This window comes from Brevibacterium sp. HMSC08F02 (assembly GCF_001807555.1).
GTDB classification, from domain to species: Bacteria; Actinomycetota; Actinomycetes; order Actinomycetales; family Brevibacteriaceae; genus Brevibacterium; species Brevibacterium ravenspurgense.
In genome coordinates, this window is sequence record NZ_KV789343.1 from 1 (window position 1) to 17,474 (window position 17,474).

At 63.1% G+C, this 17,474-nt stretch carries 14 protein-coding genes; 13 read left to right on the forward strand and 1 reads right to left on the reverse strand.

From position 1 onward, the window contains the following. Positions 1-188 precede the first annotated feature (188 nt). The 6 genes from HMPREF3172_RS10230 to HMPREF3172_RS01090 all read left to right on the forward strand — a co-directional run bounded on the left by HMPREF3172_RS10230 (position 189) and on the right by HMPREF3172_RS01090 (position 6,393). The gene (locus HMPREF3172_RS10230; RefSeq protein WP_176746115.1) at positions 189-968 is read left to right on the forward strand and encodes an IS30 family transposase; all 780 of its coding nucleotides are present in this window, start codon (positions 189-191) and stop codon (positions 966-968) included. Positions 969-1,248: 280 nt separating this feature from the next. After that, entirely contained in the window at positions 1,249-1,821 is a 573-nt protein-coding gene (locus HMPREF3172_RS01070) for a hypothetical protein (protein WP_019175311.1), read from the forward strand. 209 nt (positions 1,822-2,030) lie between these two features. After that, positions 2,031-3,725, forward strand: coding sequence for an AMP-binding protein (locus HMPREF3172_RS01075; RefSeq protein ID WP_070514792.1), 1,695 nt, complete (start codon positions 2,031-2,033; stop codon positions 3,723-3,725). A 126-nt stretch (positions 3,726-3,851) separates the two neighbouring features. Next, positions 3,852-5,174 carry an MATE family efflux transporter gene (locus HMPREF3172_RS01080; protein ID WP_070514794.1) on the forward strand — a complete coding sequence of 441 codons (1,323 nt, stop codon included), beginning with the start codon at positions 3,852-3,854 and terminating at the stop codon, positions 5,172-5,174. A 5-nt stretch (positions 5,175-5,179) separates the two neighbouring features. Next, positions 5,180-5,590: a GNAT family N-acetyltransferase gene (locus HMPREF3172_RS01085; protein WP_141741546.1), complete on the forward strand. Its 411-nt coding sequence runs from the start codon at positions 5,180-5,182 to the stop codon at positions 5,588-5,590. Further along, a complete protein-coding gene (locus HMPREF3172_RS01090; protein ID WP_070514795.1) occupies positions 5,587-6,393 on the forward strand; it encodes an acyl-CoA thioesterase in 807 nt (268 codons plus the stop codon). The genes HMPREF3172_RS01085 and HMPREF3172_RS01090 overlap by 4 nt, the downstream gene beginning before the upstream one ends. Before the next feature lie 99 nt (positions 6,394-6,492). Here HMPREF3172_RS01090 and HMPREF3172_RS01095 read toward each other — a convergent pair whose 3' ends face one another. Continuing rightward, positions 6,493-7,647: a pyridoxal phosphate-dependent aminotransferase gene (locus tag HMPREF3172_RS01095; RefSeq protein ID WP_070514796.1), complete on the reverse strand. Its 1,155-nt coding sequence runs from the start codon at positions 7,645-7,647 to the stop codon at positions 6,493-6,495. 197 nt (positions 7,648-7,844) lie between these two features. On the opposite strand from HMPREF3172_RS01095, the gene HMPREF3172_RS01100 reads away from it, so the two are divergent. Genes HMPREF3172_RS01100 through HMPREF3172_RS01130 form a run of 7 tightly spaced genes read left to right on the forward strand, consistent with a single transcriptional unit; the run spans position 7,845 to position 16,075 of the window. Continuing rightward, positions 7,845-10,100: a TIGR03773 family transporter-associated surface protein gene (locus HMPREF3172_RS01100; protein WP_141741547.1), complete on the forward strand. Its 2,256-nt coding sequence runs from the start codon at positions 7,845-7,847 to the stop codon at positions 10,098-10,100. Further along, entirely contained in the window at positions 10,097-11,632 is a 1,536-nt protein-coding gene (locus HMPREF3172_RS01105; protein WP_070514799.1) for an anchored repeat ABC transporter, substrate-binding protein, read from the forward strand. The genes HMPREF3172_RS01100 and HMPREF3172_RS01105 overlap by 4 nt, the downstream gene beginning before the upstream one ends. Continuing rightward, positions 11,629-12,555 (forward strand): choice-of-anchor M domain-containing protein, encoded by a 927-nt coding sequence (locus HMPREF3172_RS01110; protein WP_083281345.1) that lies wholly within the window; start codon positions 11,629-11,631, stop codon positions 12,553-12,555. The genes HMPREF3172_RS01105 and HMPREF3172_RS01110 overlap by 4 nt, the downstream gene beginning before the upstream one ends. After that, positions 12,548-13,270 (forward strand): metal ABC transporter ATP-binding protein, encoded by a 723-nt coding sequence (locus HMPREF3172_RS01115; RefSeq protein ID WP_231864046.1) that lies wholly within the window; start codon positions 12,548-12,550, stop codon positions 13,268-13,270. The genes HMPREF3172_RS01110 and HMPREF3172_RS01115 overlap by 8 nt, the downstream gene beginning before the upstream one ends. Beyond that, on the forward strand, positions 13,267-14,118 hold the full coding sequence (locus tag HMPREF3172_RS01120; RefSeq protein WP_061944397.1) for an anchored repeat-type ABC transporter permease subunit: 852 nt from the start codon (positions 13,267-13,269) through the stop codon (positions 14,116-14,118). The genes HMPREF3172_RS01115 and HMPREF3172_RS01120 overlap by 4 nt, the downstream gene beginning before the upstream one ends. Continuing rightward, the gene (locus tag HMPREF3172_RS01125; protein ID WP_070514801.1) at positions 14,115-15,332 is read left to right on the forward strand and encodes a hypothetical protein; all 1,218 of its coding nucleotides are present in this window, start codon (positions 14,115-14,117) and stop codon (positions 15,330-15,332) included. Before HMPREF3172_RS01120 ends, HMPREF3172_RS01125 begins: the two co-directional genes overlap by 4 nt. Continuing rightward, positions 15,329-16,075: a lytic transglycosylase domain-containing protein gene (locus HMPREF3172_RS01130; RefSeq protein WP_070514802.1), complete on the forward strand. Its 747-nt coding sequence runs from the start codon at positions 15,329-15,331 to the stop codon at positions 16,073-16,075. Before HMPREF3172_RS01125 ends, HMPREF3172_RS01130 begins: the two co-directional genes overlap by 4 nt. Positions 16,076-17,474 lie beyond the last annotated feature (1,399 nt).

Here is a 17,474-nt window from a genome sequence, read left to right on the forward strand (position 1 = left end):
CGTCACGCACTCTGAAACCGGAAGAGCCCCTTATTCCAGGAACAGCTTCTCACAAGGGGCGTTGTAGATCAGAGGCGTCAGGTGGTGGTTGCAACGCCTGATTTCTTGTGGAGGGTGTTGTGCTGTGTTCGATGTTTGTGTGGTGGATGGATCATGATGCGGTGGCTCGGTTCTGGCAGGGTTGGCCTATGAGAGCGTCGTATGAAGATGTAGGGATGTTGGAAACGGCGGCTTTGCGGTATTCGGCTTCTGTGGGTGGGATGAAACCACCGGCGTGGAAGAATCCGCGGCGGTTGTTGTCGTATGAGGAGCGCTGTCAGATTCAGGCGCTGCTGGCGACTGGTTTATCGATTCGAAAGGTTGCTGCTCAGTTAGGGCGTGCGCCGTCAACGATCAGTCGTGAGATTCGGAATAACACGTATGCGAAAACCCGTCATCAATTCCGGGCTGCACGAGCGCATCGTTCAGCGTGGAATGCTCGTCGCCGGCCGAAACCGTCGAAGTTCGCAGCTGATCAGCGTTTGCGTCAGTGGGTGCAGCAGCGACTGGATGAGAACTATTCTCCAGGACAGATTGTGGGACGCTTACAGTGTGAATTGAAAGCCCGGCTGCGCACAGGCCGATCAGTGCGCAAACCTCGTCGTACCGGTGGCGGGAAACGGGGACAGAACAAGAACATGATCAATATCAGCCAGCGACCTGAAGACGCTGGGCTGCGCAGCGTGCCAGGCCATTGGGAAGGCGATCTGATTATCGGCAAGAACGGCGCGTCATGCATCGGAACAGTCGTTGAGCGCTACTCGAATTACCTGCTCTTGATTTGGATGGAACCCGCGAAAAGCAGGATTGATGCGTTCTGTGAAGGGTTGGTAGAGAAATTAGGAGCTCTGCCGGAGAACTTGAAGCAGTCCCTGACATGGGATCAAGGCAAAGAAATGGCTGAGCATCCACATACCCGCAGACCTTGAGTACGTAGAAAACCACATGAACAACCGACCACGCGCCCGCTTGGAATTCCAGAAACGGATCGATTCCAATTCAAAAGGGCGGGACTCAACATCCATGATCCGAAATACGCGCGGTGGTGGATTTCCAAAAAGGTGTCAAGAACAATCACCAGTCTCTAGCGCATGAATATAACAAACGCTGGGAAGCCTTCTTTAAGCGAAATCCATCGGCGTCGAAAAGTCAGATACTCGAATACCGCAAGAAGATCGATAACTCATATAGGAAGAGGAACGTGTTCCGATGCTAGGTGAACCAACAGCGAAGCAGCCATGGGTCCAGATCTTCGGAAAATCAGCGCGGGCCGATCTGTGGGTCGATATGGAGTGGGAGGGCAAAGCTGACCTGGGCCCCTACCTCACTGACGACGGTGAAGACATCTACGACGTCATCGCTGCCGGCAGAGCAGAAGAGCTTCCCTTTAGAGTCTGGGCGGTGAGAGATGAAAACTCTCGAGGGAAGCGTCACGGTGACATCCTGTGGGGCATCGTTCCGCTGGTATCCAACCGCTTTGCTCAAGCGCTGTCCGACCTGGGAGTCGAAGGATTCGGTCTCTACGACATCGACTTCTACGACCGCGACGGCACACCCATCGAAGGCTACACAGGGTTCACCGTCGACATCACTGGTCACAGCGAATTCACCTCCCTGCACTGGCATCAAGGCCTTCGCAACGAATGGTTCTTGACCACTCAACAGGTACTCGATGGACTCTACGAGCGTGGTATTGACGGATTCGAAACTGGCCGCGTGCCACGAAAGTGGATCCCACCATGGAAGCCCGGTGGCACCCCTCCGTTACAGCAGACTGACTAGGCAGGAATCGAAGAAGGAGGCTCCGCCTCGGCAGCCCACAAGGCAGCGCCGAGGCGGAGCCTCCTTCACCTCTCACCTGCAGCGAGCAGCACCCACGGTGCGGTTTCAACGTATTTGCATCTGTCGCAGCCCACGGAACCTGTCTTATTGTGTGAGGAGTGAAGGCCCTGTGTCGGCGCTGCGTTTCACAAAGACGTGAAAGGACGACAATGAGCTGGTTTGACGAACGCCCATGGTTGAAGACCGGTGCGCAGCACGAAGGCTATGGCCGCCCGATTCCCGACACCACGATGCTTCATCTGCTGGACGAGGCGGTGCGCACCAATTCCGATGGTCCCGCGATCCGCTATTGGGGCACGACCATCACCTACCGTGAATTCGACGCCTACGCGCGGGCTTTTGCACAGGTTCTTGCCGATAGCGGCTTCGGTGCCGGCGACAGACTGGGCCTGTACATGCAGAACGTGCCCGCGTTCCCGATTGCGGTGTTTGCCGCATGGAAGCTCGGCGGCCAGGTGGTCCCGCTCAACCCCATGTATCGGGGCGAGCTCGAACACATCTTCAACGACTCGCAGCCTAAGGCGATTGTCGTGTCCGCTCACGCCTGGAACGACAGGGTCGCGCAGTGGGCGCAGCACATCCCGCAGATCTTCACCGTCAGCGAAGACGACTTCATCACCGGCCAGCTGCCGCCTGCCATCGCCCCGCTGATGCAGAACACGGATACCGGTCAGACCGATTTCCTCACTGCCATCCGCACGGTCCTCGAGAGCGGAAACACCGACAGTGTTCCCACTGAACCCCCGGTCGGCCCAAAAGACCCGGCAATGATCGGCTACACCTCGGGAACGTCCGGCCGTTCAAAAGGTGCCGAGATCCTGCACGTGGCCATCGCCCACAACGCCCAGATGGCAAAAATCCAGAACGGCTACGGCCCGGAGCACTCCTACTTCACTCTGGCTCCGGTCTTCCACATTACGGGCTTCGTCACCCAGATGCTGGCAGCCGTCGCGTGTGCGAGCACGCTCATCATGAACTACCGGTTTGAACCGTCCTCGGTGCTGCGCATGCTGCGTGAAGAGAAGCCGCACGCTATGGCCGGCCCGACAACCGCATTTCTCGCACTCTTGGCCCACCCTGAGTTCACCGGCACTGAGTTCGACAGCTTCACCGCGATCAACTCCGGCGGAGCACCCGTACCGGAAGCGCTCGTTGAAAAGTTCGAAGAGCGCACGGGACACTACGTCGGCCAGGGGTACGGCCTGACGGAAACCTCCGGCCAGTCCGCGGCTGTGCCGCAGGGAATGCGCGCACCCGTTGACGAAAGGACCGGTACTCTGTCTGCTGGCCTGCCGCTGGCGGCCACGATGTATCGGATCATCGACCTTGACGGCAACGAGGTCGGTCCCGGCGAGGTCGGCGAAATCTGTGTGAGCGGTCCCATCATCGCACGGTCCTACCTCAACAATCCCGAAGCCACCGCGGCCAATATTCCCGGCGGCGAACTGCGCACCGGGGACGTGGGCTACATGAACGAGGACGGCTGGCTGTTCATCATCGACCGCGTGAAGGACATGATCAACAGCTCCGGCTACAAGGTGTGGCCGCGCGAGGTCGAAGACGTCCTGTACCGTCACCCCGCCGTGATGGAAGCCGCCGTCGTCGGCGCACCCGATGAGTACCGGGGCGAAACCGTCGCTGCATTTGTCAGCCTCAAAGACGGCCAGCAGGCAAGCGAGGACGAACTCATCGCCTTCTGCCGGGAACGCCTCGCCGCTTACAAGGCTCCGCACAGCGTGACGTTCATCGATGAGGTTCCGAAGAACGCCAGCGGCAAGATTCTGCGCCGTGAGGTCCGTCGCACGGCTGCCGAAGCCGCTGAAGCCGCCGGCACTGCCGGCTGACGCGCCGCCGACTGACGCACTGCCCGCTGACGCGTCACTGCACCCACCACCGCACACGCCGGTCTTCTCAGGGCTCTGAGCCTTCGGGAGACCGGCGCTGTCATGCGGGGCGCTAGACTTTCGGCGATGTCACAACCGCCTGTCTCTCTTAACCGCGAAATCATCCGGCTGGCCCTGCCCGCGCTCGGTGCGTTGGCCGCGGAGCCTGTTTTTCTTCTGGCTGACACCGCGATGGTGGGCCACCTGGGTGCTGATGCTCTGGGCAGCTTGGCCGTTGCCGGTGCTGTCGTCCAAACCGTTCTGGGGCTCATGATCTTCCTGGCTTACGCCACGACCCCGCGGGTGGCGCGCCGGCTCGGCCGCGGTGACACCCGAGGCGCCGTTTCGGCCGGTTTCGACGGCATGTGGTTGGCTCTTGTCACCTCCGCGGTGCTGCTCGCTGCGGGTCTGCCTTTTCTGGAGAGCGTCGTAGAGCTCATCGGTCCGGCTCCCGAGGTGGTGCCGGGCGCGGTCTCGTATCTCACGATTTCGTGGTGGGGGCTTCCGTTCATGCTCGTCGTCATTGCGGCGACGGGCCTTCTGCGGGGTCTGCAGGATACGCGCACCCCGCTGATAGTCGCTGTCGGCGGTTTCGGGGTCAACATCGCGCTGAACGCCCTTTTCATCTACGGGCTCGACATGGGGGTTGCCGGTTCTGCTTTGGGGACGGTGACTGCCCACGGGCTCATGTGCACCGTGTATGTGGTTATCGCTTTTCGCGCAGCAACCCGGTACGGGGCAAGTCTGCGGCCCGACTGGGCGGGCGTGCTGTTTGCCGCCCGCACCTCCGGATGGCTGCTGCTGCGCAATGCGGCTCTGCGGACCGCGCTCATCATCCTGGTGAGCCTCGCTGCTGTGCGCGGCACGGCTGAACTCGCCGCCCTGCAGATCGCGCAGACGCTCTTCAATTCCTTGGCGCTCGTGCTTGATTCGCTGGCCATAGCGGGTCAGGCTCTCGTGGGCCTGCAGATCGGCCGGCGGGATCGGGCGATGGTCCACGCAGTCAACCGCCGTCTGGTTCTGTGGGGAGTGGGCTTCGGCTGCATTGTCGGAGCACTCCTCGCCGCGGTATCACCGTGGGTGGGCCTTTTCTTCACGTCAGACCCGCAGGTCATCGACATCACGCTGCAGCTGGTGATCGTGTTGGCCATCAGCCTGCCGTTGGCCGGCTATGTCTTCACAATCGACGGCATCCTCATGGGGGCAGAGGATGCCCGCTACCTGGCGCTTGCTCAAGTGGGTGCCTGTGCGGGCTTCGCAGTTTTGGCTTTCACCGCGGAAGCCCTGTGGCCGAGCATCGTGGTGCTGTGGGCGTGCTTTGCGATCGGCTTCGTGGCCTTCCGCGCAATCGGCCTGGGTGTGCGCATGCGGGCGGACACGTGGATCATCCGCGCGGAGAAGCTACAGTGAGTGCCATGGACATCACACCTCTTGAACCCGGCAGCGAAGAACAGCTGCGTCCCTTTGCGGACATGGTTCCCGGTGCGCCCGCTGACTGCGATCAGGGGCTCATTGCCCGCGTTTCGGGTCAGCCTGTCGGAGCGGCGTGGCTGAAAGACGACGGCCCGGCCGCAGCGGGCTTTGTCGGTGAGGGCATTCCCCAGGTCTACATCGCGGTTGCCGAAGAACACCAGGGCGAAGGCCTGGGCACGAAGCTTCTGGGCGGAGTGCTCTCACTTGCCCGCATGTCCGGCGCGACCGCCGTCAGCGCCGCAATAGCCGAAGCGAACGAAGCTCAGGAGCTCTTCGGCCGGCTGGGCTTCACAGACGTGGGCTTCGGCGAGGGCACATATGTACTGTTGGCCGATCTCAGCGAGCGCAGATGACACATCCTCTGGACGAAGCCGTCCGCTTCACTACCACCAGTTCTGATGGTTCCGGCGCCACGCTGCGCGCAGCAACCCACCCCGCCTACAACAACATGGTCGGCCCCTTCGGCGGGATCACGGCAGCACAGCTGCTGGCCGCAGTTCAGCAGCACCCCGCAGCACAGGGGAATCCTGCCGCCCAAACTCTCAACTACACATCACCTGTGGAGTACGGCGAGTTCGACATTCACCTGGAACTGGTGCAGACGAACAACTCGAACCAGCACTGGAACGTGCGGATTACGCAGGGGGAGAGCACACCGGTCACCGGCAGCGTGGTCTTCACATCCGAACGTGACACCTTTGCACATCAAGAAGCGCGTTTGCCGCAGGTGCCGGGCCCAGAAGAGTGCGTGTCGGCTCCGCCCGTGAATGATCTGCGCTGGCTGGACAACTACGAGTTCCGCTTTGCCCGCGGCGCCTATGAGCTGGGCCGCGAACACGACGACTCCGAATCCGTCTACTGGCTGCGCCACACACCCAGCCGCCACTGGGACGCGCCCTCTTTGGCCAGTGCAGCGGATTCCTTCTTCCCGCGCATCTTTCTGCGCACCGGCAAACCGCACCCGGCAGCCACGATCTCACTGACCACGTACTTCCTGGGCACGCCGGAAGAATACGCATCCGCGGGTGAATACGTGCTCTGCCAGGGCCGCGCACAGCGCTTCGGCGGAGGAACAGCAGATCAGAGCGCCCGCCTGTTCAGCTCCGAAGGACACTTGCTGGTCTCAACTCACCAGCTGACGTACTTCCGCGGCTGAGCGCTCCGGAAGTCCCCACCAAAAAGCACGAGGTGCCGCTCAGGTGAGCGGCACCTCGTGCTTCTTCTGGCTGGGGTCAGGGGAGAGCCGGCTTGCGTATCAGGCGTTCTTCGCCGGGAAGCGGCGCAGGCCCTCCACGAGAGCGTCACGGTCGCCGGCAAAGCAGACGCGCACCCAGCCTTCGCCGAAGCTGCCGAACGCGGTGCCCGGAGCGACCGCCACGCGGTGCTCCCGCAGGAAGTTCTGCGCCCATGCGCCGACATCGCCGGCGGAGTCGTGGCTGACGTTGACGAAAAGGTAGAAACCGCCGGCGGGGTTGACGTATTCAATGCCGAGCTCATCAAGCACTTCGAGAGCGGCACGCCGGTTCTCGGTGTAGTGGTCACGCGCAGCTTCGAGGTCGTCCTGCGGGCCTGCAACCGCGGCAATCGCAGCGTACTGCGACGGAGTGTTGACACAGCTTGCATTGGCTTCCTGGACCGCGGCAAAGCGCACGTCGAGGCCCTTGGGCAGCACCAGGTAGCCCAGGCGGGCACCCGTGAGCGCGTAGCTCTTCGACAGCGAGTACACCGACATCACCCGGCCGTCGGTGTCGAACACCGCCGGCGAGGTGAAGGGAACCTGCGCGTCTTCGAACAGAATGTGCTCGTAGACCTCATCGCTGATGACCCACAGGTCGTGGCGCTTGGCGAAGTCCATGATCTGCTCAATAAGGGCAGGCGGGATGACAGTGCCCAGAGGGTTGGACGGGCTGTTGATGAGAATCGCCTTCGTCTTCTCGGTCACGAGACCCTCGAGCACGTCAAGGCGCGGCAGGAATCCGTCTTCGGGGTTCAGGTGGTAGGCAACCGGTGTGGCGCTCATGAGCATGGGAGTCATGAAGAACGTGGCGTATCCGGGGTCTGGCACGAGGATTTCGTCACCCGGGTCGAGCGCCATGCTCATGGCCACGTTGAGCGCCTGCGAACCGCCGGCAGCGACGTTAATCTGATCGGGATCGACCGTGTAGCCGTTGTAGGTGCGCAGCTTCTGGGCAAGAGTTTCACGCAGTTCGTCAATGCCCTGGTTGGCGGTGTAGCTCAGGTCGTCGCGCAGCCAGGCGTCAGCGCCGGCCTTCTTCACGTGCTCCGATACAGGCAGGCTGGGTTCGCCGACAGACAGGTCGATGACATTGTCCATTTTTGCGGCGAGTTCGAAGACTGCGCGAATACCGGAATCGGGAACATTGGCAGCGCGCTGGCTCAGCTTCGGCATGGGGACTCCTCGGGGGCACTATGAAATAACTGTCAGGGATGTGCACACAGTCAATCACGCGGTTTCAGTCTTGAAAAGAGCAGCGTATAGCAATGTGCACATATGTCGATGGCTTTCTATGACAGGCATGCGCGCTGCGGCCTAGCCTGTGCGGAGCTAAAGCCCGTTGACAGTCTCATTGACAGTGAGGAAACACCGTGGTTCGTCCGCACCCCATGACCGCCGCGCTCGCGGCCGCTGCAATCAGCGCTTCAGCTTTTATGCCGACCGTCCCAGTCAACGCTGCCGAAGGAGCTGCCGCAAAGGCAGTGTGCCCTCCGGCCGCGCAGAACAAAGCCGACCATGAACGGCTGGCGCTTGAAAAAGAGCACACGGACGCGGTTTCCATGTGCCTTGACAGTCAAAAGAACATGCGCCTGTTCACGAAGGCCGACCTCGCTTCCGGGAACGGGCAGCGCCTCGCGCCGGAAGACGTCGCGTTCCACGTGACCGACGCCCTCAAAACCCAGGTGCCCGCCGAAGGCTTCGAATTCACCGGTGCGGCCGGCAAGGACGCCTGGATGATTCCCGAAACTCAGAACCACGACGGGATCTGGGCTGGCTGGAACACCGAAGAAATCCGTGAGGGCATGGTCGACGGAGACCACGTCACGATGCGCCTGAACCAGAAGAAGTCCTCCCTGCCGGAAGGTGCGCAGGTCGAGATCTTCCAGGCCGGTCTGTTCGGGACCAAGCGCATCCTGTCCTCATCAGATCCCAAGCACGCCAGCTTCGACCAGTCGCTGGGAGCACACGTTCACGCCAACTGGACCTTCACCAAACCCGGTGTCTACCGTCTGGTCTTCTCCGCCGAGGCCACCGTTGACGGAAAGAAAACCGCTGACGAAAAGGAATACGTCTTCGCAGTCGGCCAATCCGGCATTGACGAACTGAAGAAGCCCACCGACGATTCGGATGGCCAGCCGAACCCGGACAAGCCCGACGGTACGCAGCCGCCCAGCGGTCCCGGGGGCGGCACCTCGGGCCCCGGAGAGGGCCAGGCGCCCAACCAGCCGAACCCGCCCACGGACTCTGGCACCCCTGAACTCGCACCGGACACCGTGAAGGTCACGAAGGACAAAGACTCCTACAAGCTTGGGGACCAGCCGAAGCTGACCGCGAAAGTGGGGGCGAAGACCGACGTTCAGGTCCAGTGGCAGACCAAGCAGCGCGGTGACAGCTGGCGCAGCTACCAGGGTGCTGCTGGAAACACACTCGTCCTGCCGAAGCTGACAGACGACTACCGCGACATGCAGGTCCGCGCACTGGCTGTGGCAAAAACCGGTGCGCAGACTGTCTCGGAGCCGGTGACAATTGACATCGAGGGCAAAGAGCAGAGCAAGCAGGCCGGAAAGAAAGACGCGGAGTCAAACGGTGCTCCGTCCGCCGGCGGTACGGCAGCCGCGCCCGCGGCCCCTGGCGCACAGCCTGCAGCGCAGCCGGCTGGATCGGCACCCCAGCCGTGTGTGCCAGATGCGTCAGCCGGTGGTGGTACCGGTGGTGACGCCGCCGGAAGCACCGGTGCGTCCGGCGGATCCTCCGCGGGAGGCACAAACGGCACTGGTGCCCAGGGCAGCACAGCTCCAAAGGGCCAGCGCGTGCGCGCAGAAGCCGGTCACTTCGACTTCGGAGCGCGACTGAACGGTGGACAGGCCTCCGCACAGATCAAGGATGACCGCACCGCACCGCCGGTGTGGCGCAACCCTGACGACGTTGAATTCATCATCGGCCAGGCCGCAAAGAAGCCTGTTCCGGCCGGCTACGAGTTCCTCGGTTCCGCGGGATCGCAGGTGTACATGATTTCGCAGCAGCAGGAAGACCGCGTCCCGTGGCTGGGCTGGAACACCCAGGACCCCGAAATCATGAACCGCGCATCAAAAGTCACGATGACTCTGACCAATGTCAGCGGTCCCGGCCAGATGCACGTCTTCCTCGGCGGCAGCGGACTCGGCGGCGGCAGCGCCACCCGTGTGTTCAGCAAGGCCGGCGACTCCTACCAGGTGCCGGTGGGAACACACCAGCACGGTTTCTGGGCGTTCACAAAGCCCGGCACCTACACCGCCACCATCCGGTTCACCGTGGCGCTGAAGTCCGGTGGCACCACGACGGCCGACGGCACCCTGCACTTCAACGTCGGAGGCGGCGCACAGGCCGGCGGCAGCATCAAAGCCGATCAGCAGTCAGCTGAGGGTCAGCAGCCGGCTGGGGAGCAGCCAACAGACGGCGCCACACCTCAGACGGGGGAGCAGACCGCTGATGATTCCGCCTCGCCAGCACAGCAGCCAGCGGGTGATCCGTGCGCGCTGCCCCGAACCGGCGTGAACGGCCTCGGCGCGACCGGCGCTGTCGGTCTTGGCCTGCTGACCGTCGGTGCGGCCGCCGTCTGGATCCAGCGTCGTCGCACCTCCAAGTGAAGGTCCGCCGACTGCTGAGGGTCGCGGCAGCAAGCGCCGCGGCCCTCGCCCTGACCGGCTGTGCAACGGGTCTGCCCAGCAGCGCAGAACAGCTGCGCGTGGTCGCCACGACCGGCATCATCGCCGACCTGGCCTCCCACGTCGCAGGTGATGCCGCCCAGGTCCAGCCGCTCGTGCCCAAGGGAGCCGACCCGCACAGCTACGAGCCGACCCTGCGGGACGTACGCAGCATCGTCTACGCCGACGTCGCCCTGACGAACTACCAGATGCTCGAAGAGCACCGGCTCATCACGACGGTCGATGCGAACCTGCCGAAAACTGCAATCAACGCGGCGGTGGCCGAAAGCGCTGTGAAACACGGAGCCAACGTCATCCCGCTTGTTGAAGACGTGCACCTGGACACCGTGTGGTTGGGGCTGCGAGTGCACGGCACCGCGGATTCTCGAGGTGCCGACCGCAGTTCCGAGGTGCGTCTGAGGATGACGGGGGCTTCCGTGCCGGAAGGAGCTTCAGCGCACACGTTCCTCACGCGTTCGCTGGGCCAGACGGACGTGCTGTTCGACACGACTGACGGCTTCGGCCAGGAAGATCTGGTGAGTCTGCCGCCGGCGGCCCACACCCACGTGTCCTGGGCCTTCAGCAAACCTGGGGTCTACCGGCTGCGGTTCTCCGCCGGTTTGGCCGCGCGCGCAGAAGACAGCCGCGAAGAGCGGCTGGCCAGCGGCGAATTTGCAGTCGTCGTCGGCAAAGACCCCGCGACGATCCCGGAAATGAAAGACCGCAGGGTTGTCGATGGGGGTCACGCCGACATCACGGTCGATGCCGATGCCGGCAGATTCGCCCTGGCCGTGGACAAAAAGGGCGGGGGACTGGAGTACCTGGACCCGGCGGAAACCGTCGTATCCGTGACCAACAGCGCGTGGAGGGACATCCCGCGCGGAGCATCGTTCCTCGGCCCTGCAGGCACACCCACCTACCTGCTGCCGCAGGCTGTGCTCGGCAAACACGTCCACGGGGAAATCGACCCGCACATGTGGCTGTCAGCAGACAACGCAATCGCCTACGTCAAGGTCATCCGCGATGTCTTCAGCCGTGCCGATCCCGCCAATGCTGAAACCTACAGGGCGAATGCCGCGGAGTACATCGATCAGCTCGACCAGCTGGATGACGAGGTGCGTCGCGACATCGACGCAATACCCAAACACAGGCGGCACATTGTCACAGCGCACGACGCGTACCGGTACTTTGCGGATGCCTACGGGCTCTCAATCGCCGGCTTCGCAAGTCCTCACCCGGGAGCAGAACCGTCTGCCGCAGACCGGCGCAGACTCGGCGACACCATCCGGAACCTCGACATCCCTGCCGTGTTCCTGGAGCCGATGGGCCGCTCACCCGCGCTGACAGATGCGGCCGCCGCGGAAGGAGCCGAAGTCTGCACGCTCTACTCCGACACCTTTGACAATCACGTATCCAGCTACATCGAACTCATGCGCACCAACGCCCGCACTCTGAAAGGCTGCCTCGCACCATGAACATCGCAAAGAGACTCTCAGGCATTCTCGCCGCCGCCATGACCGCAGCCATCGTCGCCAGCGGAACATCAGCAGCAGCTGCACCGGCCGACGGCGGCCAAGACGGACTGGAGCAGAAAGTCACCAGTGACGAAGCATTCGGCAGCGAGCAGGTCGTGCGCTCAGAAGGCCACATCGACCTGGGCCCGAAGATCGTCGAGGGCGGACTCGTTTTCGCCGCGCGCGATGACACCGAAAGCACCCCGGTGTGGCGGCACCTGGACGACCTCGTCCTCCAAGTCGGCGACACCGCCAAGACACAGATCCCAGAAGGAGACCAGTACGACTTCACCGGCGCCTCGACCGGGGAGGACGTGTGGATCATTCCCCAGGTCGAACAGCCCGGAGTGCCGTGGCTGGGCTGGAACACACAGGACCCTGCATTCCTCGACGGCGCGGTTGACAACGTCACCCTGCGCTTCACCGGCGCACAGGGACCGGGGAAGGTGAGCCTGTTCCTGCAGAACGGCGATTTCGGCGAACCCGATGTTCTGTGGACGGCAGACAAAGCTGCTGACGTCAATGTCGACCTCAACACCCACACGCACGCCAACTGGGTCTTCACGAAGCCCGGCATCTACTTGGTGACCGTCAGCCTGAGCTCCAAGCGCAGCGACGGCACCACGAGCGAAGACACGCAGACCATCCGGCTGGCCGTCGGCGATGACGCCGACCCCAAGGAAGCAGCACAGGCAGAAGCCACGCAGCCGGCATCAGGCGAACAAGACAGCGCACAGCAGGCAGACAGCGCCGCTGAGGGCGCCGACCCGGCGGTTCTCATCGCCATCGGCATCGGTGCTGTTGCAGTGCTCGCCGCTGTTTTCTTCACCGTCATCGCCGTCATCAACCGACGCCGCAGGGCCACAGGTGACCGCCGTGAGTGAACCGCTGCTGACACTTGACGGGGTCACGGCTTCACTGGGTGGGCGGACAATCGTCCGCGGTGCCGACCTTAAGATCCGGGCCGGGGAGTTCACCGCGCTGCTGGGACCCAACGGTGCGGGCAAAACAACCCTGCTGCGCTCCATCCTCGGCACCATCCCGTCATCTGGAACCATCACGGTCAACGGCAAGCCCATCTCCAGGAAGAACCGCCCCGGCTACGTGCCGCAGCACCAGTCCTTCGCGTGGGACTTTCCCGTCACGGTGGCCACCGCCGTCATGACGGGGCTGCCCAGGCGCCTGCTGCGGCCGGTCGAGCACTACCGGGCGGTCGAGCGAGCCCTGGCTCACGTCCACCTAGCCGACTTCGCCGACCGGCCCGTCGGTGCGCTCTCGGGTGGGCAGAAACAGCGTGTTCTCGTAGCGCGCGCACTCGTGGGAGGAGCCGATGTTCTCCTGCTTGACGAACCGTTCACCGGAGTCGACATGCCGACACAGGAGTTCCTCACCGAGGTCTTCACCGACCTCGCAGGCAACGGCACCGCCATCTTCATGTCCACCCACGACCTGCCGGCGGCCCTGCGCACCTGCTCCCACTGTGTGCTGTTCGACGGAACCGTGCGCGCACACGGCGCGACAGAGGACATCCGCAGCCGTGAACTGTGGGCTGACGTCTTCGGCATCGACGCGACATCCTCCCTTCTGGAGGCAGTGTGACGCCCCTGGACTTCTTCACCGACCTGTTCAACCCGCAGCTGGCATTCCTGCCCCGTGCGCTCGCCATGGCCGTCCTGGCCGCAGCACTGTGCGGAATCGTCGGCACCTACGTTGTGCTGCGCGGGATGAGCTTCATTGGCGACGCCGTTTCGCACGCCGTCTTCCCAGGCCTTGCGACCGCCTTCGTCATCGGAGCCGACCTTGCACTGGGCGGCATCATTGCGGGGCTCGTGACCTCGCTGGCCGTTGCCGTGGTGTCGCAGCTGCGCAGACTGCGGGAAGACTCCGTCATCGGTGTGTTCCTCGTGGCGGCCTTCGGTCTGGGCATCGTCATCATCTCCCGGGCGCCCGGATACGCGGGATCCCTCACCGACTTCCTGTTCGGCTCCCTGACGGGAGTCCCGGTGCGCGACCTCGTGATCGTCGCGGCTGTTGGAGCTTTTATTGCGGTGCTTCTGGCGGTTTTCCACCAGCAGCTCGTCGCCGTCAGCCTCGACCGAGAGTTCGCCGCCGTGCAGGGCATTCGCGTGTTCTGGATCGACATGCTGCTCTACGTGTGTGTAACTCTGGCCGTCGTCTTCTCCATTCAGACGGTGGGCAACATCCTCGTGCTCGGTCTGCTCATTACGCCAGCCGCTGCAGCGCGGATGCTGACAGAGCGTCTGTCAGTCATGTTCGTACTCGCGCCGACCATCGGTGCGGTGTCAGCGTTCATCGGCCTGTGGCTGTCCTGGACTCTTGACACCCCGGTCGGCGGCACAATCGTTCTTGTGCTCACCGCAGTCTTCTGTGTGGCATGGCTGGCGGCTCCGCGCCACGGACTCATCTTCCGGTTGAGGTCCGCATGACGATGTGCCGCTGGGCTGTTGCTGCTGCGTGTGCTCTCGCTGTGCTCGCCCCTGGGACGGCCGCCGCTGCCGAACCGAAAGGCGAAGCGCAGATCCGCGTTGAGGGGAAGACGGGAGGAACCGTCGAATTCCCTGCTGCCGGAAGAGCCGTCCTCGCCGGCGACGAACTGAGCTTCGCGGATGCCTACGCGCTGCGCATCCTCGGCAGGCCCGTGCCGCTGACAGCCCACTGGACACACGGAGGTGCCCTCGAGGTGCCCGTCACCGGTCCCGCCGGTGTTTATTGCATTGGTGTTCGCGACGGGGAGCGCACCAGTCCCCGCGTGGAAAAAGTCCTCCTGGGTCAGCGATCCGCACTTGGACCAGAAGCAGACATAGAGTGCCCGGATTCGGTCGAGTCGCTGCCCGCGGTCGACCAGCCGGGTCAGCCCCCACACGAGGACCACCCGGGCGAGCCAGAAGATCAGCCCAGCTCCGCCTCGTCAGAAGAACAGAGTCAAGGAGAGAACCCCGGTGAGCAACAGCCGCCCCCGCAGTTTCGCGCGACGCCCTCTTGGGAAACCGGAACAGCCGACGAAAAACCGGCCCTCCCCGAAGCCCTGCCGGCCTACGCGATGATGTGCGACGGCGACGCCCGCACCATTCGGAGTGGAATCGCCGAAGCAGAAAGCGCCACGGCAATGGGAATTGCCGCAGACGCCAAGCAGCAGGGGGAGTGGCGCACGGGTCTGCCCGGCAGCCCGCAGCTGCAGTTCACGGCCGGCGATGCGGACAAGCAGATTGAGCTGTCCGAAGTCGACGGCCCCGGCAGCGTCTCGCTGCTGACAATCGACCCGGTCGGCGCAGAAGAGCTTCTGGCCCAAGAGGGCGAAAGCTTCTCAGTGCCCGCGCAGAGCACAATGATGCCGACGCTGAGCTTCTCACAGCCAGGCCAATACACGCTCGGCCTGCGGATCGACGGAAAAGACACGAAGCTCAACGTGAGCGTGGGCGAACTGCGCTCCGACAAAGGCAGTGCGGTCGACGCGGCGCTCGAACGCTGCGAAGGCGCCTACAGCCTGGTGTCAGCCGCCGCTGCTCCGCAGGCCGTCCAGCCACAGCAGCGACAGGCGCAGCGCTCGCCGCTGCTGTGGCTGGTGGCAGGCGGCGCTTTCGGCCTCGGAGGGGTTCTGCTTGCCGTGCCCATCGGCATCCTGACGCGGAGACGCCGATGAAGCACGCGACAGCGGTTGTGTGCGCTCTGCTGGGAATCGCAAGTCTTGTGCTCGGCGGCCTTCTGGTGGTTCAGCTGCAGAACGATGACTTCGCGACCCACTCGACTCCACCTCCAGTGCCGGAGCGCCCCGAATCACCTGACCTCCCCGCTGATGAAAAGCAGAGCCCTCAGCCGCCACAGCTCGAATCGCCATGGCTGACAGCAACAGCCGAAAAGACCGGGATACCGGCGCGTGCTCTGCAGTCTTATGTCACCGCCGAAGCGTGGGCGGGCAGGGAACATCCCGAATGCGGTTTGGGATGGACCACGCTGGCGGGCATCGGGTTCGTCGAAACAGCCCACGGCACCATCGGCGGGTCCACCGTCGATGACACCGGGGTGGTGGGGCCGGAGATCTTCGGGCCGAAGCTCGACGGCTCTGTGCGCGGCACGGCTGTCATCACCGACACCGACGGGGGACGGCTCGACGGGGACAATGAGCACGATCGGGCGGTCGGACCCATGCAGTTCCTGCCCAGCGTCTGGGACAAGATGGCAGTCGACGCGAACGGCGACGGCAAGAAAGACCCGCACAGCTATGACGATGCAGCCGTGACAGCCGCGGCCTACCTGTGTGCCGAGCGCAGCATCACGACACCGGAGGAGTGGACGAAGGCGGTTTTCTCCTACAACCCCGATGAGGCCTATGTGAATGCGGTGTGGCAGGCGGCGAACAAAGCCGGCACTGACGCCGCTGCGTAGGCGAAGTGCACGTGGGTCGGCAGGTGACTCCTACCTTCTGACCCGACGTGGCGCCGACCAGGGGCCAGGCCTTTCAGGCGCGCTATGTCCCGAAAGTCAATCTAGCCCCTGTCTGGCCGTCGCTCCCACGAGCCGTGAGTGAAGTCCGGCGTGGGGATAGCCTCGGTCCTTCGCTCGTTGTGGCTCGTGAATGCGAGCAGGTGCGGAACGCTCCCGAGGTGGCTCGATGGGACCAAGCCACCTCGGCCGCCTAGCCGTCGGTGACGAAGGGCCCCTCGTGATGACCATCGGTGGCGAGGTCGACGACCCCGTCGTGGGGGTGTGGTGCATCTGCGTGATGCGCGCGTCGGTGCGCCACAGGCGTTCGGCGGCGAGATAGACGCCCTGTCACAGCCAAACGTGTGACACGTCTCACCTGCCAGCACAACCTTCCGAAGCGGTTTTACCTCGTTTGAGGTATGCAACAGACCAAAGTCGCAATCTAAAGTGCAGACAGGGTGAAGGACAGTTTGATGTCGACACATCCGGCGCTCTAGTGGCGTCTACTTGCACACCGGAGAAAAGAATATGAAAACTAGACCCGCTTCATTGACACGCCCGAAGGTCTGGGGAAATACTCGTCCAACAAGGGTAAAATCACCAAGATCACCGATTATGGGTGCCAGGTCGTCAAAAACATCGTGCCTGGCAAGAACGTGACCGTAAGCAAGCAGAGCAAAGCCTTTACGTCCTCGACGGCAACCTTCAAATGCAAGGTCCGCATTGAACGTGGGGCCATCAAGGGGATGAATTGGTCGACCCGCGAGGGCTATCAGACTCTTAAGGCCAACGCCGGCGGCAAAGTAACCTTCAATGGGTGGAACTGAAAGGAATCGTGATCTAGATGAATCCTCTAGTACCAGACGCATGGGACATATTCGGGGTTGTCCTGGTGATAGCTATCATCTTGGTCATCACCGGAACCGTAATTTGGATGGTTAGGCGAGCTCGACGTAAGGAACACACATCGGTGTGTGAATCAGAGCCACGAGACGAAGCAGTCGGTCAGAACTAGCGGTTTTCAGGCAGCTCCGCTCCTTGAGTCGGCGTGCAAGGGCCGGACGATAGACGTCACGTTTACCGTCCGGCCCTTGCACGCCGTTGCTCCACGTCTCCTTCGGACCCCACATGCTGCAGGTCAGGGCCCACAGTTGCCCCCTGCGCAGACTGCCGTTGGGTATGGCTGTGGGACACCGTCGAGCCCCGGCACCGGAAGCAGGCTCACGGCGGCGATCATTGGTCGTATCGAGCACCCCCGCGGCACCGTGCTCGAATTACGCAACCTCACGCACAACGTCCTCCCCTCCGGCCCCTGGTAGAGACCGGGCAGTACACACCTACTGCAGCCTCGAACGCGATG